This is a genomic window from Thioclava sp. GXIMD2076 (assembly GCF_037949795.1).
Taxonomy (GTDB): domain Bacteria; phylum Pseudomonadota; class Alphaproteobacteria; order Rhodobacterales; family Rhodobacteraceae; genus Thioclava; species Thioclava kandeliae.
The window spans coordinates 1,642,703-1,661,532 of sequence record NZ_CP149932.1; the positions used below are offsets into that span (position 1 = coordinate 1,642,703).

Consider the following 18,830-nt stretch of genomic DNA (forward strand, 5'->3'; position numbering starts at 1 on the left):
TCACCTTTTCTTGATCTCTGCTGTGACTTGGGAAGGGAACCCAATTGTTTCAACCCTTAGCCCAGCAAAACTGCATGCGAGTTTGGCGCCCGCATGCGTTTTTTCGCGGAACCCGCCGCTCAAACGCTGCGGGTCGGGTTGCGCATGGTCACCAGCTCTTCGGCCATAGTCGGATGCACGGCGCAGGTCGCGTCGAATTGCGCCTTGGTCGCGCCCATTTTCATGGCGATCGCTACCATCTGGATCATTTCGCCCGCATCGGGGCCGACGATATGGCAACCGGTGACGACCTGGGTCTTCTGGTCGACGATCAGTTTCAGCAAGACCTTCTCGTCATTGCCGGCAAAGAGGCTCTTCATCGGCCGGAAGCTGGAGGTGTAGATATCGGCACCGGTGCCCTTGGCCTCTTCCTCGGTCACGCCACAGGTGCCGAACTCGGGCTGGGTAAATACTGCCGAGGCCACCAGATCATGGTCCATCTTGCGCGGGGTGGCGCCAAAAACGGTATCGGCGAAGGCATGGCCCTCGCGGATCGCCACAGGGGTCAGCTGGATGCGATCGGTCACATCGCCCACGGCAAAGATCGAGGGCACATTGGTCTGCGACCACTCGTCCACCAGTACCTCGCCACGCTGGCCCAGTTTCACGCCAGCCGCCTCAAGGCCCAGCCCTTCGGTCAGCGGCACACGGCCTGTCGCATATAGCACCGCATCATAGGTTTCCTCGGCTTCGCCCGCGATATGCACGGTGACGCTCTCGCCGGTTTTGGTCACGCGGTCGATCACATGGCCGGTGCGCATGGTAATGCCCGCGCGCTCCATCTGGCCGATGATCACATCGCGCGATTCCGCGTCGAACCCGCGCAGGAAGGGCGAGCGGTTGAGCACGCTGACCTCGGTGCCCAGCCCGTTCATGATGCCCGCGAATTCGCAGGCGATATAACCGCCGCCCACGATCAGCATTTTCTTGGGTAGGGTCTTGAATTTGAACATATCGTTCGAGGTCAGCACATGTTCGCAGCCATCGAACTGGGGGACGAAGGGCTTGCCGCCAACGGCGATCAGGATGTGCTTTGCAGTGACAGAGCGCCCATCGGCCAGCGCCACCTCATGGGGGCCTGCAACCGTTGCGCGGCAATCATGGATGCTCACGCCCGCGCCCTCCTGACCCTTGCGGTAGAGCCCTTCGAGCCGGTCCAGCTCGGCCTCCAGCTTGCCGTGGAAGATGCCCCAGTCAAACGCGCCGATCTTGGCGTCCCAGCCATAGGCCTGCGCCTCTTTCACCGCCTCCGGATAGCCCGACGCATAGACCATCAGTTTTTTCGGCACACAGCCGCGGATCACGCAAGTGCCGCCCATGCGGTATTCCTCGGCCAGCCCGACCTTGGCACCATAGCCTGCCGCGATGCGCGCCGCACGCACGCCGCCCGAGCCGCCACCGATGACAAAGAGATCAAAATCGAAATCGCTCATGGGATATCCTTTACTTGGCCGCGCCGGCGCGGCTTTTGGGCCGCCGTGGCGGCCGCATGTCCTGTCTGTTGGAGCAGATATAGACCATAGCTTGGCCGCTTTGGCCAGTGCAGGGCCGCGCAGGGGGGATGGAATGAAAAAGGGGGCTGTCGCCCCCTTCAAGTCTCACGCGGTCTGGCAGGTTATTTCAGATCGCCGAAGATGTTCTCGGCATCTGCAAAATCGATCTTCTCATGGGCCACTGTGCCCGCATTGATGTCGCGCACTTCGACGCGGCCCTCGGTATCGCCAATGATGACCATGTCGCAGATATCGATGAAGAGCCCGCTTTCCACGACGCCCGCAATCTGGTTCAGCGCAAGCGCCAGCTGGCGCGGATTGCCGATCTTGTTCAGATGGCAGTCGATGATGTGGTTGCCTTCATCGGTGATCAGCGGCGTGTCGCCATCCATACGCACGGTCGTCTCGCGGCCCAGCACATCCATCGAGCTCAGCACTTCCTCGATCAGGGTGCGGGTCACCGGCCAGCCGAAGGGGGTCACCTCGACGGGCAGCGGGAAGGCCCCCAGATGCGCGACTTCCTTGGAGGCGTCCGAGATCACGATCATACGGTCGGAGGCGGTCGCCACGATCTTTTCCTGCAAAAGCGCCGCACCGCCGCCCTTGATGAGGTTCAGTTCGGGGTCGAATTCATCGGCGCCGTCGATGGTGAGGTCGAGCCATTTCGCCTCTTCGAGCGAGACGACCTTGATGCCCACTTCACGCGCCAGTTCCGCGGTGCGGGTCGAGGTGGGCACGCCGATAATGTTCAGCCCTTCCTCACGCACGCGCTCGCCCAGGCACCGCACCATCCATGCGGCGGTCGAGCCGGTGCCGAGACCGACACGCATCCCGTCCTCGATGAAATCCACCGCGCGGCGGGCGGAGGCGAATTTGGCCTTATCCATAGGGGAAAGCTCGGCGGGCATGGTTTTGCTCCTCAAAGATCCGTTCGCGCGGCTTATAGCAGACCTGCGCGCCCGTGCACGTCCAATTCATCCGCGTTTTGGATAAAATCGGCGCGGATCGCGCCGGTCAGACCGTCTGTTTCAGCCGCAGGATCCGCGCGGCCTTGCCTGTCGGGACGATCGGGCGGGCGGGCAGCGTGGACATGGGGTCGGCGTCCCGGATTTCGCGCAGGAAGCGTGCGGTGTCGGGGCTGACCGCGCCGAGCGCCGAAGGGCCGGGCAGCAGGCTCTCGGCGCGGGCATCCTCGGCAAACAGCACTTCGTGGCTTTCGAAGAGAAGATGCACCCAGTGGATACGGTCACAGGGCGCGCGGGTAATGCCGGGCTGGCCCACAAGAGCGCGGGCGGCCACCAGGATCTCCTCGCCCTTCAGCGGCCCGCGCTCGGGGCGGACCAGCACGCGATGCTGGCCCGAGAGGAGGAGCGGGCGGCTATTGCCCAGAACACCGGTGGCAAAGCGCACCGGCGCATTGGCGCCGCGCCCGTTGACCAGCCAGCGCCCCGACCAGCGCAGCGGCTGGTAGCCGTTATCCATGGTCTGCACCCGCATGCCTTCGCGCAGCCGGTCCACCGGCATGGGCCCCTGTTTGGTGGCGATCAGGCTTCCGGCAGCAAAGCAGATCGCCATCGACGAATAGGCCACCACCGGATCATTGCTGTCGATGGCGACGATGTCGTAGCTCTGGCCTGCAAAGAGCCGCTCGGAGGAGGCGATACCATGCACCTGGCCTTCATATTCGAGCACATAGATGGTGATGTTATCGGCGGGATCGGTCGAGCCGGAGGGCCGGATGATATAGCTGTATTCGGTCTCTACGCTGTCGCCCGCAGCCCATGAAACCCCGTCGAAGATCGCGCCACTGGCCAGTTGCTGGCCGCTGTCGGCATCTTCGAAACTGGCGTCATTATCGTTGAGTTGGACCTGTTGCACTGCTGCCGAGGGCGAGATGGTAAAGCTTGTGGCTCCCACGGCGTCGCTTTCCGCAGTTGCATTGGATGCAAACGGATCTGGCCCCGTAATCGCGAGGTCGGAAAGTTGCCAGGCGCCAAAAGTCGGCATGTCACCATCATGTCAAGAAACGAACTATCTGATTATTTGACCGGATAACGGTAAATGTTCGACTAATGTTCTTGTTTATGCGGTGTGGTGCCGCGCGTTTGAGGCGTCGAATGTCGCTTTCGCACAGACCTGCCGGAGGGCTTGTGACATGGTCGGGGCAAGCAGGTGCAGCCGGTCTGCCACCACCTTCGAGGAGCGCGGAATGTTTTTGAGTGTGTTCGATATCTTCAAGATCGGCGTCGGGCCGTCCTCGTCGCATACAATGGGGCCGATGGTGGCGGGGGGCATGTTCCTTGACATGCTGAAGGGCTCGCATTTCAGGGCGCATGGGCTGCGCGCAAGGCTGCATGGGTCGCTGGCCTTTACCGGCAAGGGCCATGCCACGGACCGCGCGACCATTCTGGGGCTCGCGGGGTTCCTGCCCGAAAGCTATGACCACGAACAGGCCGAGGCCGTTCTGGCGCAAAACCGCGCCGATCATTTGCTGCGCCCCGAAGGGCTGGAGCCGCTGGTCTTCGATCCCGAGACCGATCTGGTCTTCGATTACGGCCCGGCGTTGAAGGGCCATGCCAACGGGATGGTGATCGAGGCGCTCGACCGTCAGGGCGATGTGCTGGCGCAGGAGACCTATTACTCGATCGGTGGCGGTTTCGTGATGAGCGCGCGCGCGATGGACGCCGTGGACGAGGCCGCGCTCGATGCGCCGTCTCCGGTGCCTTTCGCTTTCCGCAGCGCAAGCGATATGCTGGCGATGGCCCATGCTTCGGGGCTCGGGATCGCGCAGATGAAGATGCAGAACGAGGCGCGGTTCCGCACGAAACCCGAGATCGAGGCGGGGCTTGCGCGGATCTGGGAGGTCATGAACGGTTGTCTGCAGCGCGGGCTCGAGACCGATGGCATCCTGCCCGGGGGGCTGAAGGTCAAGCGCCGCGCCAAGGCGATCCATGATGCGCTACAGGCCGAACGCGGCCAGAACATGCAGGCGCCGCATGTGGTCAATGACTGGATCTCGACCTATGCGATGGCCGTCAACGAGGAGAATGCGGCCGGAGGGCAGGTTGTGACCTCGCCCACCAATGGGGCGGCGGGGGTTCTGCCTGCGGTGATCCGCTACTGGCTCGATCATGTGCCGGGGGCAAGCCGCGCACGGGTGGGGGAGTTCTTGCTGACGGCGGCGGCAATCGGCGGGCTGATCAAGACCAATGCCTCGATCTCGGGGGCGGAATGCGGCTGTCAGGCAGAGGTCGGCTCGGCTGCGGCGATGGCGGCGGCAGGGCTTTGCGCGGTAATGGGGGGCACGCCCGAACAGATCGAGAATGCGGCCGAGATCGCGCTCGAGCACCATCTGGGCATGACCTGCGATCCGGTGCGCGGGCTCGTGCAGGTGCCTTGTATCGAGCGTAACGGGTTGGGTGCGATCAAGGCGGTCTCGGCGGCGTCCCTATCGTTGCGCGGGGACGGGACGCATTTCGTGCCGCTCGATGCGGCGATCGAGACAATGCGCCAGACGGGGCGCGATATGCACGAGCATTACAAGGAGACGAGCCTTGGCGGCTTGGCGGTGAACGTGCCTAACTGCTGAGGCGGGATGGCCCCGCCTTCGGGGAGGGTGACCCCTCCCGCTCAGGCGTGGCCCCGGGGCCGCAAAGCGCCCCTGGGCGCGCGGATCAGAGGGCGCGCCAGCCGATATCCTTGCGGCAGAAGCCTTCGGGCCAGTCGATCTGGTCCACCAGCGCATAGGCGCGGTCGCGGGCTTCCTGCAGGGTCGCGCCACGGGCGGTCACATTGAGGACGCGCCCGCCACTGGCGAGAATCGCGCCATCCTTGGCGGTGGTGCCCGCGTGGAAGACGGTCTCGCTCGAGGTGGAGGGCAGGGCGTCGAGGCCACGGATCTCGGTGCCTTTGGTATAGCTACCCGGATAGCCGTTTGCCGCCAGCACCACGGTGAGTGCGTGGTCATCGGCCCATTGCGGCTGGACCTGATCGAGGCGGCCTTCGGCGCAGGCCAGCAGGAGATCGAGCGCCTGAGCGCCCAGACGCATCATCAGCACCTGACATTCGGGATCGCCGAAGCGGACGTTGTATTCCACGAGGCGCGGCTGGCCGTCCTTGATCATGAGGCCTGCATAGAGGACGCCCTGGAACGGGGTGCCGCGGCGCGCCATCTCGGCCACGGTCGGTTTGACGATCTGTTCGATGGCCAGATCCTCGATGGCCTTCGAGAGGACGGGGGCGGGGGAATAGGCGCCCATGCCGCCGGTATTGGGGCCGGTATCGCCATCGCCCACGCGCTTGTGGTCCTGTGCGCCGCCGACCACGGCGATATTCTCGCCATCCGACAGGATGAAGAGCGAGGCTTCCTCGCCTTCCATGAATTCCTCGATCACGACCTCTGCACCGGCCTCGCCAAAGGCGCCGCCGAAGATCTCGGTGATGCCGTCGAGCGCCTCGTCGAGCGTCATCGCCACGATCACGCCTTTGCCTGCGGCCAGACCATCGGCCTTGATGACGATGGGGGCGCCCTGTTCGGTGACATAGGCGCGAGCGGCATCGGCATTGTCAAAGCGCGCATAAGCGGCGGTGGGGGCATTACAGGCATCGCAGACGGCCTTCGTGAAGGCTTTGGAGGCCTCGAGTTTGGCGGCCTCGGCCGAGGGGCCGAAGGTCAGATAGCCCGCCGCGCGCAGCGCGTCGGCCACACCGGCGGCCAGAGGGGCCTCGGGGCCGATGACGACGAAATCGATCGCCTGTTCCTGACACAGCTCCAGCACGGCCTGCGAGCTGCACGGATCGATCGCGGCGCATTCGGCAATCGCGGCAATGCCCGCATTGCCCGGTGCGACGATCAGACGGTCGCATTTGGGGTTTTGCTTGATGGCCCATGCCAGCGCATGTTCGCGCCCGCCGCTTCCCAGAACCAGAATGTTCATATGTCGTCCCTTTGCCGCAATCTCGTGATCGCGCTCCGTTTACGGGGTCGGGGGGCGTCGGGCAAGTGTCATTGACGCCTTGAAGCGGCAGGGAGGATGGGCGAAACAGGGGTATGGATCTTTTTGAAGATGAATCGGGTCCGGGCGGCGGACCCAATGGCGGCAATGCCCATGATTACACCGTGTCCGAGATTTCGGGGGCGGTCAAACGTGTGATCGAGGGCGAGTTCGGTCGCGTGCGGGTGCGCGGCGAGGTCGGGCGCGTGTCGCGTCCGCGCTCGGGGCATATGTATTTCGACCTGAAGGATGACCGTTCGGTGATTGCCGCCGTCAGCTGGAAGGGGCAGGTGGACCGGATGCCGGTCGTCCCCGAGGAGGGGATGGAGGTGATTGCCACCGGTAAGCTGACCACCTTCCCGGGCCAGTCGAAATACCAGTTGATTGTCGATACCGTCGAGCCTGCTGGCGCGGGCGCGCTGATGGCGATGCTCGAAGCGCGCAAGAAGGCGCTGGCGGCCGAGGGTCTGTTTGACGCGCGGCACAAACAGCCGCTGCCATGGCTACCCAAGGTGATCGGCGTTGTGACCTCGCCCTCGGGCGCGGTGATCCGCGATATCCTGCACCGGCTGCGCGACCGTTTCCCGCGCCATGTGCTGATCTGGCCGGTGGCCGTACAGGGGCAGAATTGTGCGTCCGAGGTGGCGCGGGCGATCCGCGGCTTCAATGCGATGGCGCCCGATGGCCCGATCCCGCGGCCCGATCTGCTGATCGTGGCGCGCGGTGGTGGCTCGATCGAGGATCTATGGGGGTTCAACGAGGAGATCGTGGTGCGCGCGGCCTATGAGAGCCGTATCCCGCTGATCTCGGCAGTGGGCCACGAGACCGATACCACGCTGATCGATCATACCTCCGACAAGCGGGCACCGACACCGACCGCCGCTGCCGAAATGGCGGTGCCGGTACGCGGCGAGCTGGCCGTGTGGCTACAGGATGCCGGTGCGCGGATGGGCCGAGCGGTGCGGGCGCGGGTGGAGATCCAGCGCCAGCGCCATAGCGACCTGTCCCGTTCACTCGGGCGGCCAGAGGCAGTGCTTGACCCTGTGCGCCAGCGGTATGACTGGTGGGCGGACAGGCTCGATCCGGCGCTGCGCGGGGTGACCTTGCGCAAACGCTCCGAGTTCGGCCGGATCGAGGCGCGGCTCTCGCCCGGCCTTCTGACGCGCGGGCTGGCCGAGCAGGGGCGCCGTCTGGAGGGGCTGTCGGCAAGACTGCTGGCGGCGCGGGCGCGCAATCTGGATCTGGCGCGGATGCGCAATGCGCAATCGCGCGAGCGGCTCGACAGCCTGAGCCTGCGGATGACACAGGCCCAGCTGCGCCGGACCCAGCAGCTGGGCGAGCGGCTTGAGCGGCTCGACCGGATGCGCCAGACGCTGGGCTATACCGAGACGCTCAAGCGCGGCTATGCCGTTGTGCGGGCGGGCGAGCGCGTTGTGACAACGGCGGCCGCGGCGGCGGATCAGGCAATGTTGCAGATCGAGTTTGCCGACGGGGTTCTGCCGGTGGCTGTGGAGGGTGTTGATGCACCCACGCCCATCGAGAAGCCCGCAGAGAGGAAGGCCCCGAAGAAAAGCGTGAAGAAAGACGATCCGCCCGAGCAGGGCAGCCTGTTCTAGGGCGACCCCTCTCGGGGGGGGCGCGTCCCGTCGGGGCATCGAACCCCTCCGGTCCGCGCGATGCGTTCCGCATCGGGGCGCCCGTGCCGGAGGGGCTCACACGCCGATATCGGGGCCCGGGCAATTGAGTGGCGTCTCACTTTCCTGTAGCGAGATCAGCGGCTCCGACGCGCCGCCATCGCCCATGAACTGGGCTTTCAGCCCGTCCTTCGTGTCGAAGAAATGCCAGCATTGCTTGCCATTCTCGTCCTGGTAATCGAAGCAGATCTCGTCGCCTTCCTGCGCCCATGTGCCCGTCTTGCATTCGCTTTGTGTGAACGCCCAGAGCACTTTACGGCCTGGCAGATATTGTTCGATCCCGTAAGGCAGACCACCTGCGGAATAGGTGATCGTCTTGCCGGTGGTGCGCGCTTCGAACCCTGCGGCATCAAGTGGTGTCTCGGCATCCTGCGCGAGGGTCATATGGCCGGTGAGGGCCACCATCAGGGCGAGGGTGAGCGTGGCATGGGGGCGCATTGGTCTGGCTCCGGCTTGGGCAATCAGGGCTATCTTTGCAAAGCAATGGCGCAAGGGAAACCCACAGAGCCGTGAGGAAGCTATCCCTGTGCCCGCCGCCGACTGTCCAGCGCATCGAGGCGCGGGTCCATGATCTTGCGCCAGAGCGGTGGGAAGAGGGCGATTACCGCCATGCTGGGCAGCGAGCGGGGCAGGATCGGGCGCTGGGCGGTGAGCGTTCCCATGCGAAGTCCTGCATAGGGGCGGGAGGGATGGGCATGATGGTCGCTGTGGCGTGGCGCATTGAGCATCCAGAAGGCCGAGGCCGGCGGGCAGGCATCCCAGCTATGGTGCGGGCCTACGGGCTCGTAGCGTCCCTCTCTCTTGACACGGCGCAGCCCGTAATGCTGGACGTAATCGGCCAGAAGAAGCTGGATCTGGGCATGGGCACAGAGCGCCAGATAGATCGCGATCCCCCACGGGCCGAACAGCATCCCCACAAGGCCGAGCGACAGGGCTGCCCCCACCAGATGGGCGGTATAGGGCGTGCGCCAGAGGGGGAGGGCGCGGCGCTGGCGCAGGCGGTTCTCGGTCTGCCAGCCCGCTTGCCAGGAGCCAATCCATGCGCGCGGCAGGAACCGCCAGAAGCCCAAGCCGCGCGGGGCGGAATTGGGGTCGAGCGGGGTGGCGACATGGATATGGTGCACGAGCCTGTGGGCTGAGGCGTGGTGGCCGAAGAGGAGGGTGATGTAGATCATCTGCCCGAGCCGCACGAGCCCTTTGCGGGGGCGGTGGATCAGCTCGTGGGCGGCGGGCACACAGAGCTGGCCCAGCGTGAAACCGCAGGCGGTAAATAGCGCGAGTTTGGCAAGTGCCTGTGGAAATGCGCGCATTCCCCAGCCGGTTAGCAACGCGTCGATGGCGAGCCCGAACGCCGCCAGATACCCGAGGGAAATCACCACGAGAAGCCCGTTGCCTGCGGGGAATTCCGTGCCCTCGGGCGCATCGGAGCGGGGTGCGGGATGCGCGAGATCGAGGAGCTGGAGAAAGGTCGAGGTTGCTAGGAGCGCCAGCAGGCACCACCAGCCGCCCAAACAGGCCGCCACGATCACCAGCCCCATGGGCACAAGCGTGGCGAAAACGAAGGGCAGGGTCTGGCGCATCAGCGGCATCTCTCGTCAGGGTGGCATCTTCATACGCCGCCCGAGCGGCAAAATCGACGGAAATCGCGGTGTTTTAGGGCGGCGGGGGCGGTTTGGCCTGCCCAAGCCCTTCCATCGGTGGGCGGGATTGATTAGGTGGAACGTAATCTAACAGGGGCCAGTATGGGCCAATAGGGGCGAGCCATGTCGTTTTTCAAAAAGCTGAAATCCCGTCTGACGCGTTCTTCCTCCCGTCTGGAGGAAGGGATCGAGGATCTGGTGGCCGAAAAGCCCGCGCTGCCGGGACCGGAAGACGGGATCGACGAGGCGGTGGCCGGTCCCTCGGCTTCCGGGATGCCGTCTTCCGAAAGCCCCTCCGCTACCCCTGTTGCCACGCCTCCCGCCGGGAAACCTCCCGCCGGGCTCCCGCCTTCCGAGATCCCGCTCGGGCAGGTCCCTGACGAGCTGCCCCCACAGCCCCCAGAGGCGCCGGCTCCCGCGCCGCAGGAACTGCCCGACGAGACGCCGAAATCCGCCGCCGCACCTCTGGCCGACCAGATGCCTGCAGCCGTCGATCCGGCGCAAGCTGCCCCGCAACAGGCGGGTAAATCGGGCTTCTTCGGACGTCTTCTGGGCGGGGCTCGCGACGACAGCCCGCGCCGGGTGCTCGATGACGAGTTCCTCGAGAGCCTCGAGGAGCTGTTGATCGCCTCCGATATGGGCGTCGAGACCTCGTTGCGGGTGACTGCAAATCTCGCCGAGGGGCGGATGGGGCGCAAGCTGTCGGTCAACCAGATCAAGGAACTGCTGGCCGAGGAGGTCTCCCGCATCATGGAGCCCGTGGCCAAGCCCATGCCGATCTTCCCCAAGCGCCCGCAGGTGGTGCTGGTGGTGGGCGTGAACGGCTCGGGCAAGACCACGACCATCGGTAAGCTCGCGAGCCAGTTCAAGGCGGCAGGCAAATCGGTGGTGATCGCGGCGGGCGATACGTTCCGTGCCGCAGCCGTCGAGCAGCTGAAGGTCTGGGGCGAGCGCGCCGATGTGCCGGTTCTGACCGCGCCCGAGGGCTCGGATCCCGCAAGCCTTGCCTTTGACGCGATGACTCGCGCCGAGGCCGAGGGTGCCGATCTTCTAATGATCGATACGGCGGGGCGTTTGCAAAACCGCGCCGATCTGATGGAGGAGCTGGCCAAGATCGTCCGCGTGATCCGCAAGAAGGACCCCTCGGCGCCGCATAACACGCTTCTGGTGCTGGATGCGACGACGGGGCAGAACGCGCTCAATCAGGTGGAAACCTTCCGCAAGCTGGCCGATGTGTCGGGGCTGGTGATGACCAAGCTCGACGGCACGGCCAAAGGTGGTGTGCTGGTCGCGCTGGCCGACCGGTTCGGCCTGCCGATCCATGCAATCGGCGTGGGCGAGCAGATCGATGATCTGGCCCCCTTCGACCCGCAGGACTTCGCGCAGGCGCTGGTGGGCATCGAGCCCAAGTAACTGACACGAGTGTGAGTGGCGCCCCCGCGCCATTCGCGCCATACCCTTACACGCCCCCTCAGACGAGACAGGACGGACAATGTCGGAACGCAAGATCAGCCCCGTGGTGAAAGCCGTTTTGGAATGGGGCCCCGTGCTCGTATTCTTCGTGGTCTATATGAAGTTCAAGGATGCCACGGTGATGTTCCATGGCACCGAATATCACGGCTTCATTCTGGCGACCGCGCTGTTCATCCCGCTCCTGACGGTTTGCACGCTGATCCTGTGGAAACTCACGGGCCGCCTGGCCCCGATGCAGATTGCCACGCTGGTGCTGGTGATCGTGTTTGGCGGGCTGTCGGTCTGGCTCAATGATCCGCGCTTCTTCAAGATGAAGGTGACGCTGATCTATCTGCTGTTTGCGGGTATTCTGGGGCTGGGGCTGATGCTTGGCAAGCCGTGGCTGCAGCTGGTGCTGTCGGACAATCTGCCGATGAAGCCCGAGGGCTGGACAATCCTGACCAAGCGGCTGGCGCTGTTCTTCCTTGGCCTTGCCGTGCTCAACGAGGTGATCTGGCGCACGCAATCCGAGGAGCTATGGGTCAATTTCAAGACCTTCGGGCTGATGATCCTGATGTTCGCCTTCCTGATGGCGCAGGGCGGGCTTCTCAAACGCTATGCGCTCGAGGAAGACGAGACAGACGAGGGCTGAGCCCCGCCTGCTTTGTCCGCCTGCACCGGCTGCATCCCAGCCAATCCTTGACCGAGTGAGGCGATAGGCGTATCGCATCGGCCAATCGGGCCGTAGGGCGGCTTTTCGTCAAGGATGAGGACAAGATGACCAAGGATTGGAACACCCGCACGAAACTGGTTCACGAGGGTATTCGTCGCAGCCAGTATGGCGAGATGGCCGAGGCTCTGTTCCTGACCCAAGGCTTTGTCTATCCGTCGGCGGAAGTGGCCGAGGAACGCTTCCTGCATTCGGGCCCCGACGAGTTCATCTATGCCCGCTACGGCAACCCGACCACCCGCATGTTCGAGGACCGCATCGCGGCGATCGAGGGCACCGAGGACGCCTTTGCCTGTGCCTCCGGTATGGCGGCAGTGAATGCGGCGCTCTCCTGTCAGGTGAAATCGGGCGATCATATCGTGGCCGCCCGCCAGATGTTCGGGTCGTGCCTCTATGTTCTCAAACTCCTACAGGGGTTCGGGGTGGAGGTGACGCTGGTGGATGGTGTTCAGCTGGCCCAATGGGAGGCCGCGATGCAGCCCAACACCAAGATCTGTTTCTTCGAGTCGGTCTCGAACCCCGGTCTGGAAGTGATCGATGTGAAGGGCGTGGCGGATATCGCCCATGCCCATGGTGCGAAGCTGGTCGTCGATAACGTCTTCGCCTCGCCCGTCTTCTCGAAAGCGGTCGAGCTGGGGGCTGATTACATCGTCTATTCCACAACCAAACATATCGATGGTGGCGGGCGTGCGCTTGGCGGCGTGGTCTGTGGCGACCGCGAGTTCATCCGTGGCCCGCTCGAGACCTATGCCAAACATACCGGCGCCGCGATGAGCCCCTATCACGCATGGCTGCATCTTTCGGGTATGCAGACGCTGGATCTGCGTGTGCGCGCCCAGGCCGAGAGCGCAGCCAAGATCGCGGCGGCAACCGAGGGCCATCCGGCCCTGATCCGCGCGATCTATCCGGGCCTGCCGAGCCACCCGCAGCATGATCTGGCGATGGCGCAGATGGGATCGGGCGGCACGATGGTGGCGCTGGATCTGAAAGGCGGCAAGGAGGCCGCGTTCCGGTTCCTCAACGCGCTGGAAGTGGTCAAGATCTCCAATAATCTGGGCGATGCGAAATCCATTGCGACGCATCCGGCGACCACCACGCACAAGAATCTGACCGAGGAAGAACGCGCCGAGATCAAGATCACCCCCGGCATGGTGCGGATCTCGATCGGGATCGAGGATGGAAACGATCTCGTGAAGGATATCGTCGGGGCACTTGACGCAGTTTGATAAGCATTTGTCGCTAGGAGGGTGGCATGAAGGTTCATGCCGCCCTATCTGTGCGGTCTACGGAAAGGATCACCCCGATGAACGTTGATCGCCGCATCGATGCCAGACTTGAGCGCGCCCGCGCAGCCCTGAACGAGCTACGGGACTGGGCAGGCTCCGTGACCCCCGAAGAGGTGGCGGCACTCGATCCGGCCATTGCACGTCTGCTGCCGGGGCGGGAAGTGTCGAACTATCCCGATCTGTCGCGGAGCTATCCCGAGGATTTCACGGTCGACGAGGATTACAAATCCACGATGCCCGATCTGCAGAATGGCCCGTCCTCGCTGATCGTGGGGGCCAGGGCTCGGATCGGCCATGTCGGAATTTCCAACTTCCGCCTGCCTATCCGCTACCGCCGCCGTGACGGCGGCGAGCGCGAACTCGAGACCTCGGTCACCGGCACGGTGAGCCTCGAGGCCGAGAAAAAGGGCATCAATATGAGCCGTATCATGCGCTCTTTCTATGCCCATGCCGAAACCGATTTCTCGCTCGATGTGATGGCGGGCGTGCTCGATGACTACAAAGCCGATCTCGAGAGCTTCGATGCGCGGCTGGCCATGGCGTTTTCCTATCCGATGCGCCGCGACAGTCTGCGTTCTGGGCTCTCGGGCTGGCAATATTACGATATTGCTTTGGAACTTATCGAGCATAGCGGACAGCGCCGCAAGATCCTGCATCTCGATTACGTCTATAGCTCGACCTGCCCCTGCTCGCTGGAACTGTCCGAACATGCCCGCTCGCAACGCGGCCAGCTGGCCACGCCGCATTCTCAACGCTCGGTCGCTCGGATCTCCGTGGAAACCCTCCCGGGAGACCGGCTATGGTTCGAGGACCTGATTGATATTGCCCGTGCCCAGATTCCCACCGAAACGCAGGTAATGGTCAAGCGCGAGGACGAACAGGCTTTCGCCGAGCTTAACGCCGCCCATCCGATTTTCGTGGAAGATGCGGTGCGGGTGCTGGCAGAGGGCCTCAAGGCAGATCCGCGCATCGGTGATTTCCGCGTTGTGGCCAGCCATCAGGAAAGCCTGCATAGTCATGATGCGGTTGCAGTCCTTACAGAAGGTCCGGTCTTTGCGTCCGAGAGCCTTGATCCGAAGCTGTTCTCGACACTTATCCACGGTGGATGAGAGGCTCTGCCTCTCTTGAGCCTGCGGCTCAATTCACTCCGGGATATTTAGAGACGCTGGAAAGGGAACGGCTTTTCCAGCGTCCCTGAAATATCCCGGGGGAGGCGCTCGGAACGAGCGACGGGGGCAGAGCCCCCTTTTTGTTGACCGGCATCTTTGCTATGACAGGAACAATGGTAGAACGGTTGGGGCCGGAATATGGCGCGATTTGACGAAGATGACGCATTCGAAGGCGCGGTCAGCCTCTCGGCCCGTGCAATGGCACGGACGGGGGCGGGCATGCGCCCAGAGCCCTATCTTGACGGGTTGAACCCTGCACAGCGCGAAGCGGTTGAAACGATGGACGGGCCTGTCCTGATGCTGGCGGGCGCGGGCACGGGCAAGACCAAGGCGCTCACCTGCCGGATCGCGCATCTGATGACCACGGGACGCGCCCAGCCCAACGAAGTTCTGGCCGTGACCTTTACCAATAAGGCCGCACGCGAGATGAAAGACCGGATCGGGGCGCTCTTGGGTGGCTCGATCGAGGGGATGCCGTGGCTCGGCACGTTCCACTCGGTTTGTGTCAAGCTCTTGCGCCGTCATGCCGAACTGGTCGGGCTCAAGACCAGTTTCACGATTCTCGATACCGATGACCAGATCCGGCTTCTCAAGCAATTGATCCTGGCCGCCAATATGGACGAGAAGCGCTGGCCTGCGAGGATGCTTGCGGGGCTCATCGATGGCTGGAAGAACAAGGCCCTGACGCCTGATCGCGTAACGGGTGGCGAGACGGCGGCATTTGATCACCGTGGCTCCGAGCTTTATGCCCAGTATCAGGAGCGGCTGCGCACGCTCAATGCCGTGGATTTTGGCGACCTTCTTCTGCATATGGTCACAATCTTCCAGAAATATCCCGATGTGCTCGAGCGTTATCAACGCTGGTTCAAATATATCCTCGTCGACGAGTATCAGGATACCAACGTCGCGCAATATCTCTGGCTGCGGCTTCTGGCGCAGGGGCACAAGAATATCTGTTGTGTGGGCGATGACGACCAGTCGATCTATGGCTGGCGCGGGGCCGAAGTGGGCAATATCCTGCGGTTCGAGCGCGATTTCGCGGGGGCCAAGGTGATCCGGCTCGAACAGAATTACCGCTCGACCGAGCATATCCTTGCAGCGGCGTCGAAACTGATCTCGGGCAATGAGGGGCGACTGGGCAAGACGCTCTGGACCGAGGCACAGGGGGGCGAGAAGCTGCGCCTCATCGGCCATTGGGATGGTGAGGAAGAGGCGCGCTGGATTGGCGAGGAGGTCGAGGCTCTGTCGCGGGGCACGCGGGGAATGGCGCCCTACGGGCTGGAGAGCCAAGCGATTCTGGTGCGGGCCTCGCATCAGATGCGCGCCTTCGAGGACCGTTTCCTGACCATCGGCATGCCTTATCGCGTGATCGGCGGGCCGCGGTTTTACGAGCGCATGGAGATTCGCGATGCGATGGCCTATTTCCGCCTCGCGATCAGCCCCGAGGATGATCTCGCTTTCGAGCGGGTGATCAATACGCCCAAGCGCGGGCTGGGGGACAAGGCGCAGCAGAAGATCCAGATCGAGGCCCGCGAGAATGGCGTGAGCCTCGTGGAAGGGGCGCGATTGTTGCTGGCGCAGGGTGGGATCAGCGGCAAGGGGGCAGGGCAGCTGCGGGCCTTTGTGGCCAATGTCGACCGCTGGAACGCGGTCGTGCGGGCGGCCTCGCCTGCCACTGCGCGCAGCCCTGCGGAGGATGATGACGAGCTCTTCGAGGTGCTCGACGATGCGGTACCGCCCGCAAATGACCATTCGCATCTGCGTCTGGCCGAGGAGATCTTGGAGGACTCGGGCTATGTCGCCATGTGGCAGAACGACAAGACGCCCGAGGCGCCGGGGCGGCTCGAGAACCTCAAGGAACTGATCAAGGCGCTGGAGCAGTTCGAGAACCTGCAGGGGTTCCTCGAACATGTCGCGCTGATCATGGATAACGAATCGAAGGACAGCGAAGCCAAGGTCACGCTGATGACGCTGCATGGGGCGAAGGGTCTGGAGTTTCCGGTGGTCTTCCTGCCGGGCTGGGAGGACGGGCTCTTCCCGAGCCAGCGCAGCATGGACGAATCGGGGATGAAGGGGCTCGAGGAAGAGCGCCGCCTTGGCTATGTGGGGATCACGCGGGCCGAGGAGGTCTGCTATGTTTCGTTTGCGGGGAACCGTCGCGTCTACGGCCAGTGGCAGTCACAGATGCCCTCGCGTTTCATCGACGAATTGCCCCCCGAACATGTGGATGTGATGACGCCGCCGGGTCTGAATGGGGGTGGCTACGGGAGCGGCTACGGGCAATCGACGCTGGGTAGCCAGATCGATGCCCGCGCGGCGAGCGCCGATGTCTATAATTCGCCGGGCTGGAAGCGGTTGCAGACCCGCGGCGTGCAGAGCCAGACGCCCTCGCGCCCGCGCGCCGTAACGGTGGAGAACGAGTTTGATGTGGGCGACCGTGTCTTCCACAAGAAATTCGGCTATGGCGAGGTCATGGGCACCGAGGCCGACAAGCTGGTTGTCGAATTCGACAAGGCCGGCACCAAGAAGCTGATCGCCTCTTTCGTTGTGCCGGCCGATACTGCGGATGATGTGCCGTTCTAGAGCGATTTGAACAGGGTGGTGAGGCGTTTGGCCTCGCCATCCAGCCCGAAGGGCGGGTTGAGGATGAACATCCCCGACCCGATCATGCCATGCCCCTCACGGGCGGGCGGAAACCGGACCTCGTGCGAAAGCGCCTCCGGATATTGTCCCACAAGGCGTGCCACCATTCCGGCCTGCGCGCGGTTTTCCAGCACCGGATACCACAGCGCGATAATGCCGACATTCCAGCGCGTTACCAGCTTGTCGATCAGCTTGGGGATCGCGGTATAGTCGGTCTTCACCTCCCATGACGGGTCGATCATGATCATCCCGCGGCGCGGGGTGGGCGGGGTCATGGCCACGGCCATCTCCAGCCCGTCCTTGTTGTGCAGCCGTGCATGGCGCTTCATCACCGGAAACAGCGCCTGATATTCCTGCGGATGCAGCTCGCAGACCTGCAGGCTGTCGATCTCGCGCAGGAGGGTCGCGGCGATCATCGGCGATCCGGGATAGGCGTCGGGCCCGTGCAGTTCGCGGGTTTTGGCAATCGCGCGGGCATAAGGATGGTCGGGTTTGAACCAGCCTGCCACTTCGGGGCGCTGGATGCCCTGCGCGGCCTCGCCCGTCTTCAGGGCCTGCGCATCCGACAGGTCATAGAGCCCGCGCCCGCCATGGGTTTCCAGATAGCTCAGCGGTTTGTCCTTGCGGGTCAGATAATCCAGCATCACCGAAAGCAGCGCATGTTTGTGAAGATCGGCCAGATTTCCGGCATGGAAGGCGTGTTGATAGGACAGCATGGCTGGCTCCCTGAGAGCTTCGGGTTGGAGTCGGTGATGCCGCGATCGGACGATACGCGCAAGGGGAGGGGCGAAAAAACAAAAACGGCGATGCCCGGGAGGAGATGGGCATCGCCGTTCATGTTGACCAGGGCACCCGGGAGGAGGAGTGGGCACCCTTGGAAACGGATCGGCCCTCAGGGAGGAGGAGGAGAGCCAATCCTAACACGCGCCTCGGGAGGAGGAGTGAGACGCGGTATGGGATGCGGTGCCCTCAGGGAGGAGGAGAGAGGTCACCGCTAACGATCAGCCCTAGGGAGGAGGAGTGGGCTGTCCGTATCTAATTGGGAAGAGGCTTCCCGTGTTTCAAGTGCCCCGTCCGCTTTGGATGTTCTGTATCCCTCGGGAGGAGGAAAGCGATACGGCAACCGGCAGACAGGGCCTTTAGTGGTGGCGGCTCTCAGGGAGGAGGAGAGAGAGCCGCCCATTCCTAAGGCTCAAGGGAGGAGGAGTGAGCCTATGGACGTTCGAATGTCTTAGCGACCGTAGGCAGCTTCGGCTGCGACGCGGGTCAGGGTGGCGCGGCTCATGCCCAGATCGTCGAGCTCGCGGACCGAGAGCGAGCGCAGTTCTGCGAGCGTCTCGTTATAGACTTTGCGGCGGGCGAGAGCGTCTTTGAGTGCTTCGATCAGACCGAGGCCGCGGCGGGTTTGGATGTCATGTGCGATTGCCATGTGCGTCTTCCTTTATGAGTTCGTGCTTTGTGGCGATTACGCCTCTTGTTGTCGCTAACATGGAGAAAATGCTGCTCATGCACAATGGCAGGGTTCACAAGCCCGTCATGCGAAAAGTGCATAACACATTCTGACCTTTTTCGGCCCTCTTGCGGATATTTCATTGCGCATGGGCGGGATGGGGGGCGAAAATCTGTCATCATGACGGGTGTAGGGCTTGAACCACGCGGCCAAATGGCCACAGTCGCCCAAATTCGAGTT

15 protein-coding genes are annotated in these 18,830 nt (G+C 63.5%); 7 read left to right on the plus strand and 8 right to left on the minus strand.

All coding sequences use genetic code 11. The features are described 5' to 3' along the window. Positions 1–119 precede the first annotated feature (119 nt). The 3 genes from gorA to WDB91_RS08210 form a co-directional block, all read right to left on the minus strand. Complete coding sequence (gorA, locus tag WDB91_RS08200) at positions 120–1,472, minus strand: glutathione-disulfide reductase (RefSeq protein ID WP_339112087.1); 1,353 nt, start codon at positions 1,470–1,472, stop codon at positions 120–122. 182 nt (positions 1,473–1,654) lie between these two features. Then, positions 1,655–2,440: a ribose-5-phosphate isomerase RpiA gene (gene rpiA, locus WDB91_RS08205; RefSeq protein WP_339112088.1), complete on the minus strand. Its 786-nt coding sequence runs from the start codon at positions 2,438–2,440 to the stop codon at positions 1,655–1,657. Positions 2,441–2,546: 106 nt separating this feature from the next. Continuing rightward, positions 2,547–3,539, minus strand: coding sequence for a Hint domain-containing protein (locus WDB91_RS08210; protein WP_339112089.1), 993 nt, complete (start codon positions 3,537–3,539; stop codon positions 2,547–2,549). A 202-nt stretch (positions 3,540–3,741) separates the two neighbouring features. Between WDB91_RS08210 and WDB91_RS08215 the strand changes: the two genes are divergently transcribed. Then, on the plus strand, positions 3,742–5,121 hold the full coding sequence (locus WDB91_RS08215) for an L-serine ammonia-lyase (RefSeq protein WP_339112090.1): 1,380 nt from the start codon (positions 3,742–3,744) through the stop codon (positions 5,119–5,121). A gap of 85 nt (positions 5,122–5,206) precedes the next feature. On the opposite strand, the gene purD is transcribed toward WDB91_RS08215, so the two are convergent. Next, positions 5,207–6,469 (minus strand): phosphoribosylamine--glycine ligase, encoded by a 1,263-nt coding sequence (purD, locus tag WDB91_RS08220; RefSeq protein WP_339112091.1) that lies wholly within the window; start codon positions 6,467–6,469, stop codon positions 5,207–5,209. 113 nt (positions 6,470–6,582) lie between these two features. Between purD and xseA the strand changes: the two genes are divergently transcribed. Then, the gene (gene xseA / locus WDB91_RS08225) at positions 6,583–8,142 is read left to right on the plus strand and encodes an exodeoxyribonuclease VII large subunit (RefSeq protein WP_339112092.1); all 1,560 of its coding nucleotides are present in this window, start codon (positions 6,583–6,585) and stop codon (positions 8,140–8,142) included. A gap of 96 nt (positions 8,143–8,238) precedes the next feature. Here xseA and WDB91_RS08230 read toward each other — a convergent pair whose 3' ends face one another. Together WDB91_RS08230 and WDB91_RS08235 are read right to left on the minus strand one after the other, a co-directional pair. After that, a complete protein-coding gene (locus WDB91_RS08230) occupies positions 8,239–8,658 on the minus strand; it encodes a hypothetical protein (RefSeq protein ID WP_339112093.1) in 420 nt (139 codons plus the stop codon). 80 nt (positions 8,659–8,738) lie between these two features. Next, positions 8,739–9,800, minus strand: a complete 1,062-nt coding sequence (locus tag WDB91_RS08235; RefSeq protein WP_339112094.1) for an alkane 1-monooxygenase — start codon at positions 9,798–9,800, stop codon at positions 8,739–8,741. A gap of 183 nt (positions 9,801–9,983) precedes the next feature. Between WDB91_RS08235 and ftsY the strand changes: the two genes are divergently transcribed. The 5 genes from ftsY (at position 9,984) to WDB91_RS08260 (ending at position 17,080) form a co-directional block, all read left to right on the plus strand. Then, positions 9,984–11,273, plus strand: a complete 1,290-nt coding sequence (gene ftsY / locus WDB91_RS08240) for a signal recognition particle-docking protein FtsY (RefSeq protein WP_339112095.1) — start codon at positions 9,984–9,986, stop codon at positions 11,271–11,273. Between the two features lie 79 nt (positions 11,274–11,352). Continuing rightward, positions 11,353–11,964 carry an inner membrane-spanning protein YciB gene (locus tag WDB91_RS08245; protein ID WP_339112096.1) on the plus strand — a complete coding sequence of 204 codons (612 nt, stop codon included), beginning with the start codon at positions 11,353–11,355 and terminating at the stop codon, positions 11,962–11,964. 125 nt (positions 11,965–12,089) lie between these two features. After that, complete coding sequence (locus tag WDB91_RS08250) at positions 12,090–13,268, plus strand: aminotransferase class I/II-fold pyridoxal phosphate-dependent enzyme (RefSeq protein WP_339112097.1); 1,179 nt, start codon at positions 12,090–12,092, stop codon at positions 13,266–13,268. Positions 13,269–13,345: 77 nt separating this feature from the next. Then, a complete protein-coding gene (gene folE2 / locus WDB91_RS08255) occupies positions 13,346–14,437 on the plus strand; it encodes a GTP cyclohydrolase FolE2 (protein WP_339112098.1) in 1,092 nt (363 codons plus the stop codon). Between the two features lie 198 nt (positions 14,438–14,635). Continuing rightward, the gene (locus tag WDB91_RS08260; RefSeq protein WP_339112099.1) at positions 14,636–17,080 is read left to right on the plus strand and encodes a UvrD-helicase domain-containing protein; all 2,445 of its coding nucleotides are present in this window, start codon (positions 14,636–14,638) and stop codon (positions 17,078–17,080) included. Here WDB91_RS08260 and rlmJ read toward each other — a convergent pair. Beyond that, entirely contained in the window at positions 17,077–17,856 is a 780-nt protein-coding gene (gene rlmJ / locus WDB91_RS08265) for a 23S rRNA (adenine(2030)-N(6))-methyltransferase RlmJ (RefSeq protein WP_339112100.1), read from the minus strand. The genes WDB91_RS08260 and rlmJ overlap by 4 nt on opposite strands. A gap of 515 nt (positions 17,857–18,371) precedes the next feature. Beyond that, entirely contained in the window at positions 18,372–18,569 is a 198-nt protein-coding gene (locus tag WDB91_RS08270) for a DUF1127 domain-containing protein (protein WP_339112101.1), read from the minus strand. Between the last annotated feature and the right edge of the window lie 261 nt (positions 18,570–18,830).

What these genes read in the sequence shown, in the direction of transcription:
- xseA (WP_339112092.1), top strand. Translation starts at nt 6,583, where the DNA reads ATGGATCTTTTTGAAGATGAATCGGGTCCGGGCGGCGGACCCAATGGC.
- WDB91_RS08210 (WP_339112089.1), bottom strand. Translation starts at nt 3,539, where the DNA reads ATGCCGACTTTTGGCGCCTGGCAACTTTCCGACCTCGCGATTACGGGG.
- WDB91_RS08260 (WP_339112099.1), top strand. Translation starts at nt 14,636, where the DNA reads ATGGCGCGATTTGACGAAGATGACGCATTCGAAGGCGCGGTCAGCCTC.
- WDB91_RS08270 (WP_339112101.1), bottom strand. Translation starts at nt 18,569, where the DNA reads ATGGCAATCGCACATGACATCCAAACCCGCCGCGGCCTCGGTCTGATC.
- WDB91_RS08230 (WP_339112093.1), bottom strand. Translation starts at nt 8,658, where the DNA reads ATGCGCCCCCATGCCACGCTCACCCTCGCCCTGATGGTGGCCCTCACC.
- purD (WP_339112091.1), bottom strand. Translation starts at nt 6,469, where the DNA reads ATGAACATTCTGGTTCTGGGAAGCGGCGGGCGCGAACATGCGCTGGCA.
- WDB91_RS08245 (WP_339112096.1), top strand. Translation starts at nt 11,353, where the DNA reads ATGTCGGAACGCAAGATCAGCCCCGTGGTGAAAGCCGTTTTGGAATGG.
- rpiA (WP_339112088.1), bottom strand. Translation starts at nt 2,440, where the DNA reads ATGCCCGCCGAGCTTTCCCCTATGGATAAGGCCAAATTCGCCTCCGCC.
- WDB91_RS08250 (WP_339112097.1), top strand. Translation starts at nt 12,090, where the DNA reads ATGACCAAGGATTGGAACACCCGCACGAAACTGGTTCACGAGGGTATT.
- rlmJ (WP_339112100.1), bottom strand. Translation starts at nt 17,856, where the DNA reads ATGCTGTCCTATCAACACGCCTTCCATGCCGGAAATCTGGCCGATCTT.
- folE2 (WP_339112098.1), top strand. Translation starts at nt 13,346, where the DNA reads ATGAACGTTGATCGCCGCATCGATGCCAGACTTGAGCGCGCCCGCGCA.
- WDB91_RS08215 (WP_339112090.1), top strand. Translation starts at nt 3,742, where the DNA reads ATGTTTTTGAGTGTGTTCGATATCTTCAAGATCGGCGTCGGGCCGTCC.
- ftsY (WP_339112095.1), top strand. Translation starts at nt 9,984, where the DNA reads ATGTCGTTTTTCAAAAAGCTGAAATCCCGTCTGACGCGTTCTTCCTCC.
- gorA (WP_339112087.1), bottom strand. Translation starts at nt 1,472, where the DNA reads ATGAGCGATTTCGATTTTGATCTCTTTGTCATCGGTGGCGGCTCGGGC.
- WDB91_RS08235 (WP_339112094.1), bottom strand. Translation starts at nt 9,800, where the DNA reads ATGCGCCAGACCCTGCCCTTCGTTTTCGCCACGCTTGTGCCCATGGGG.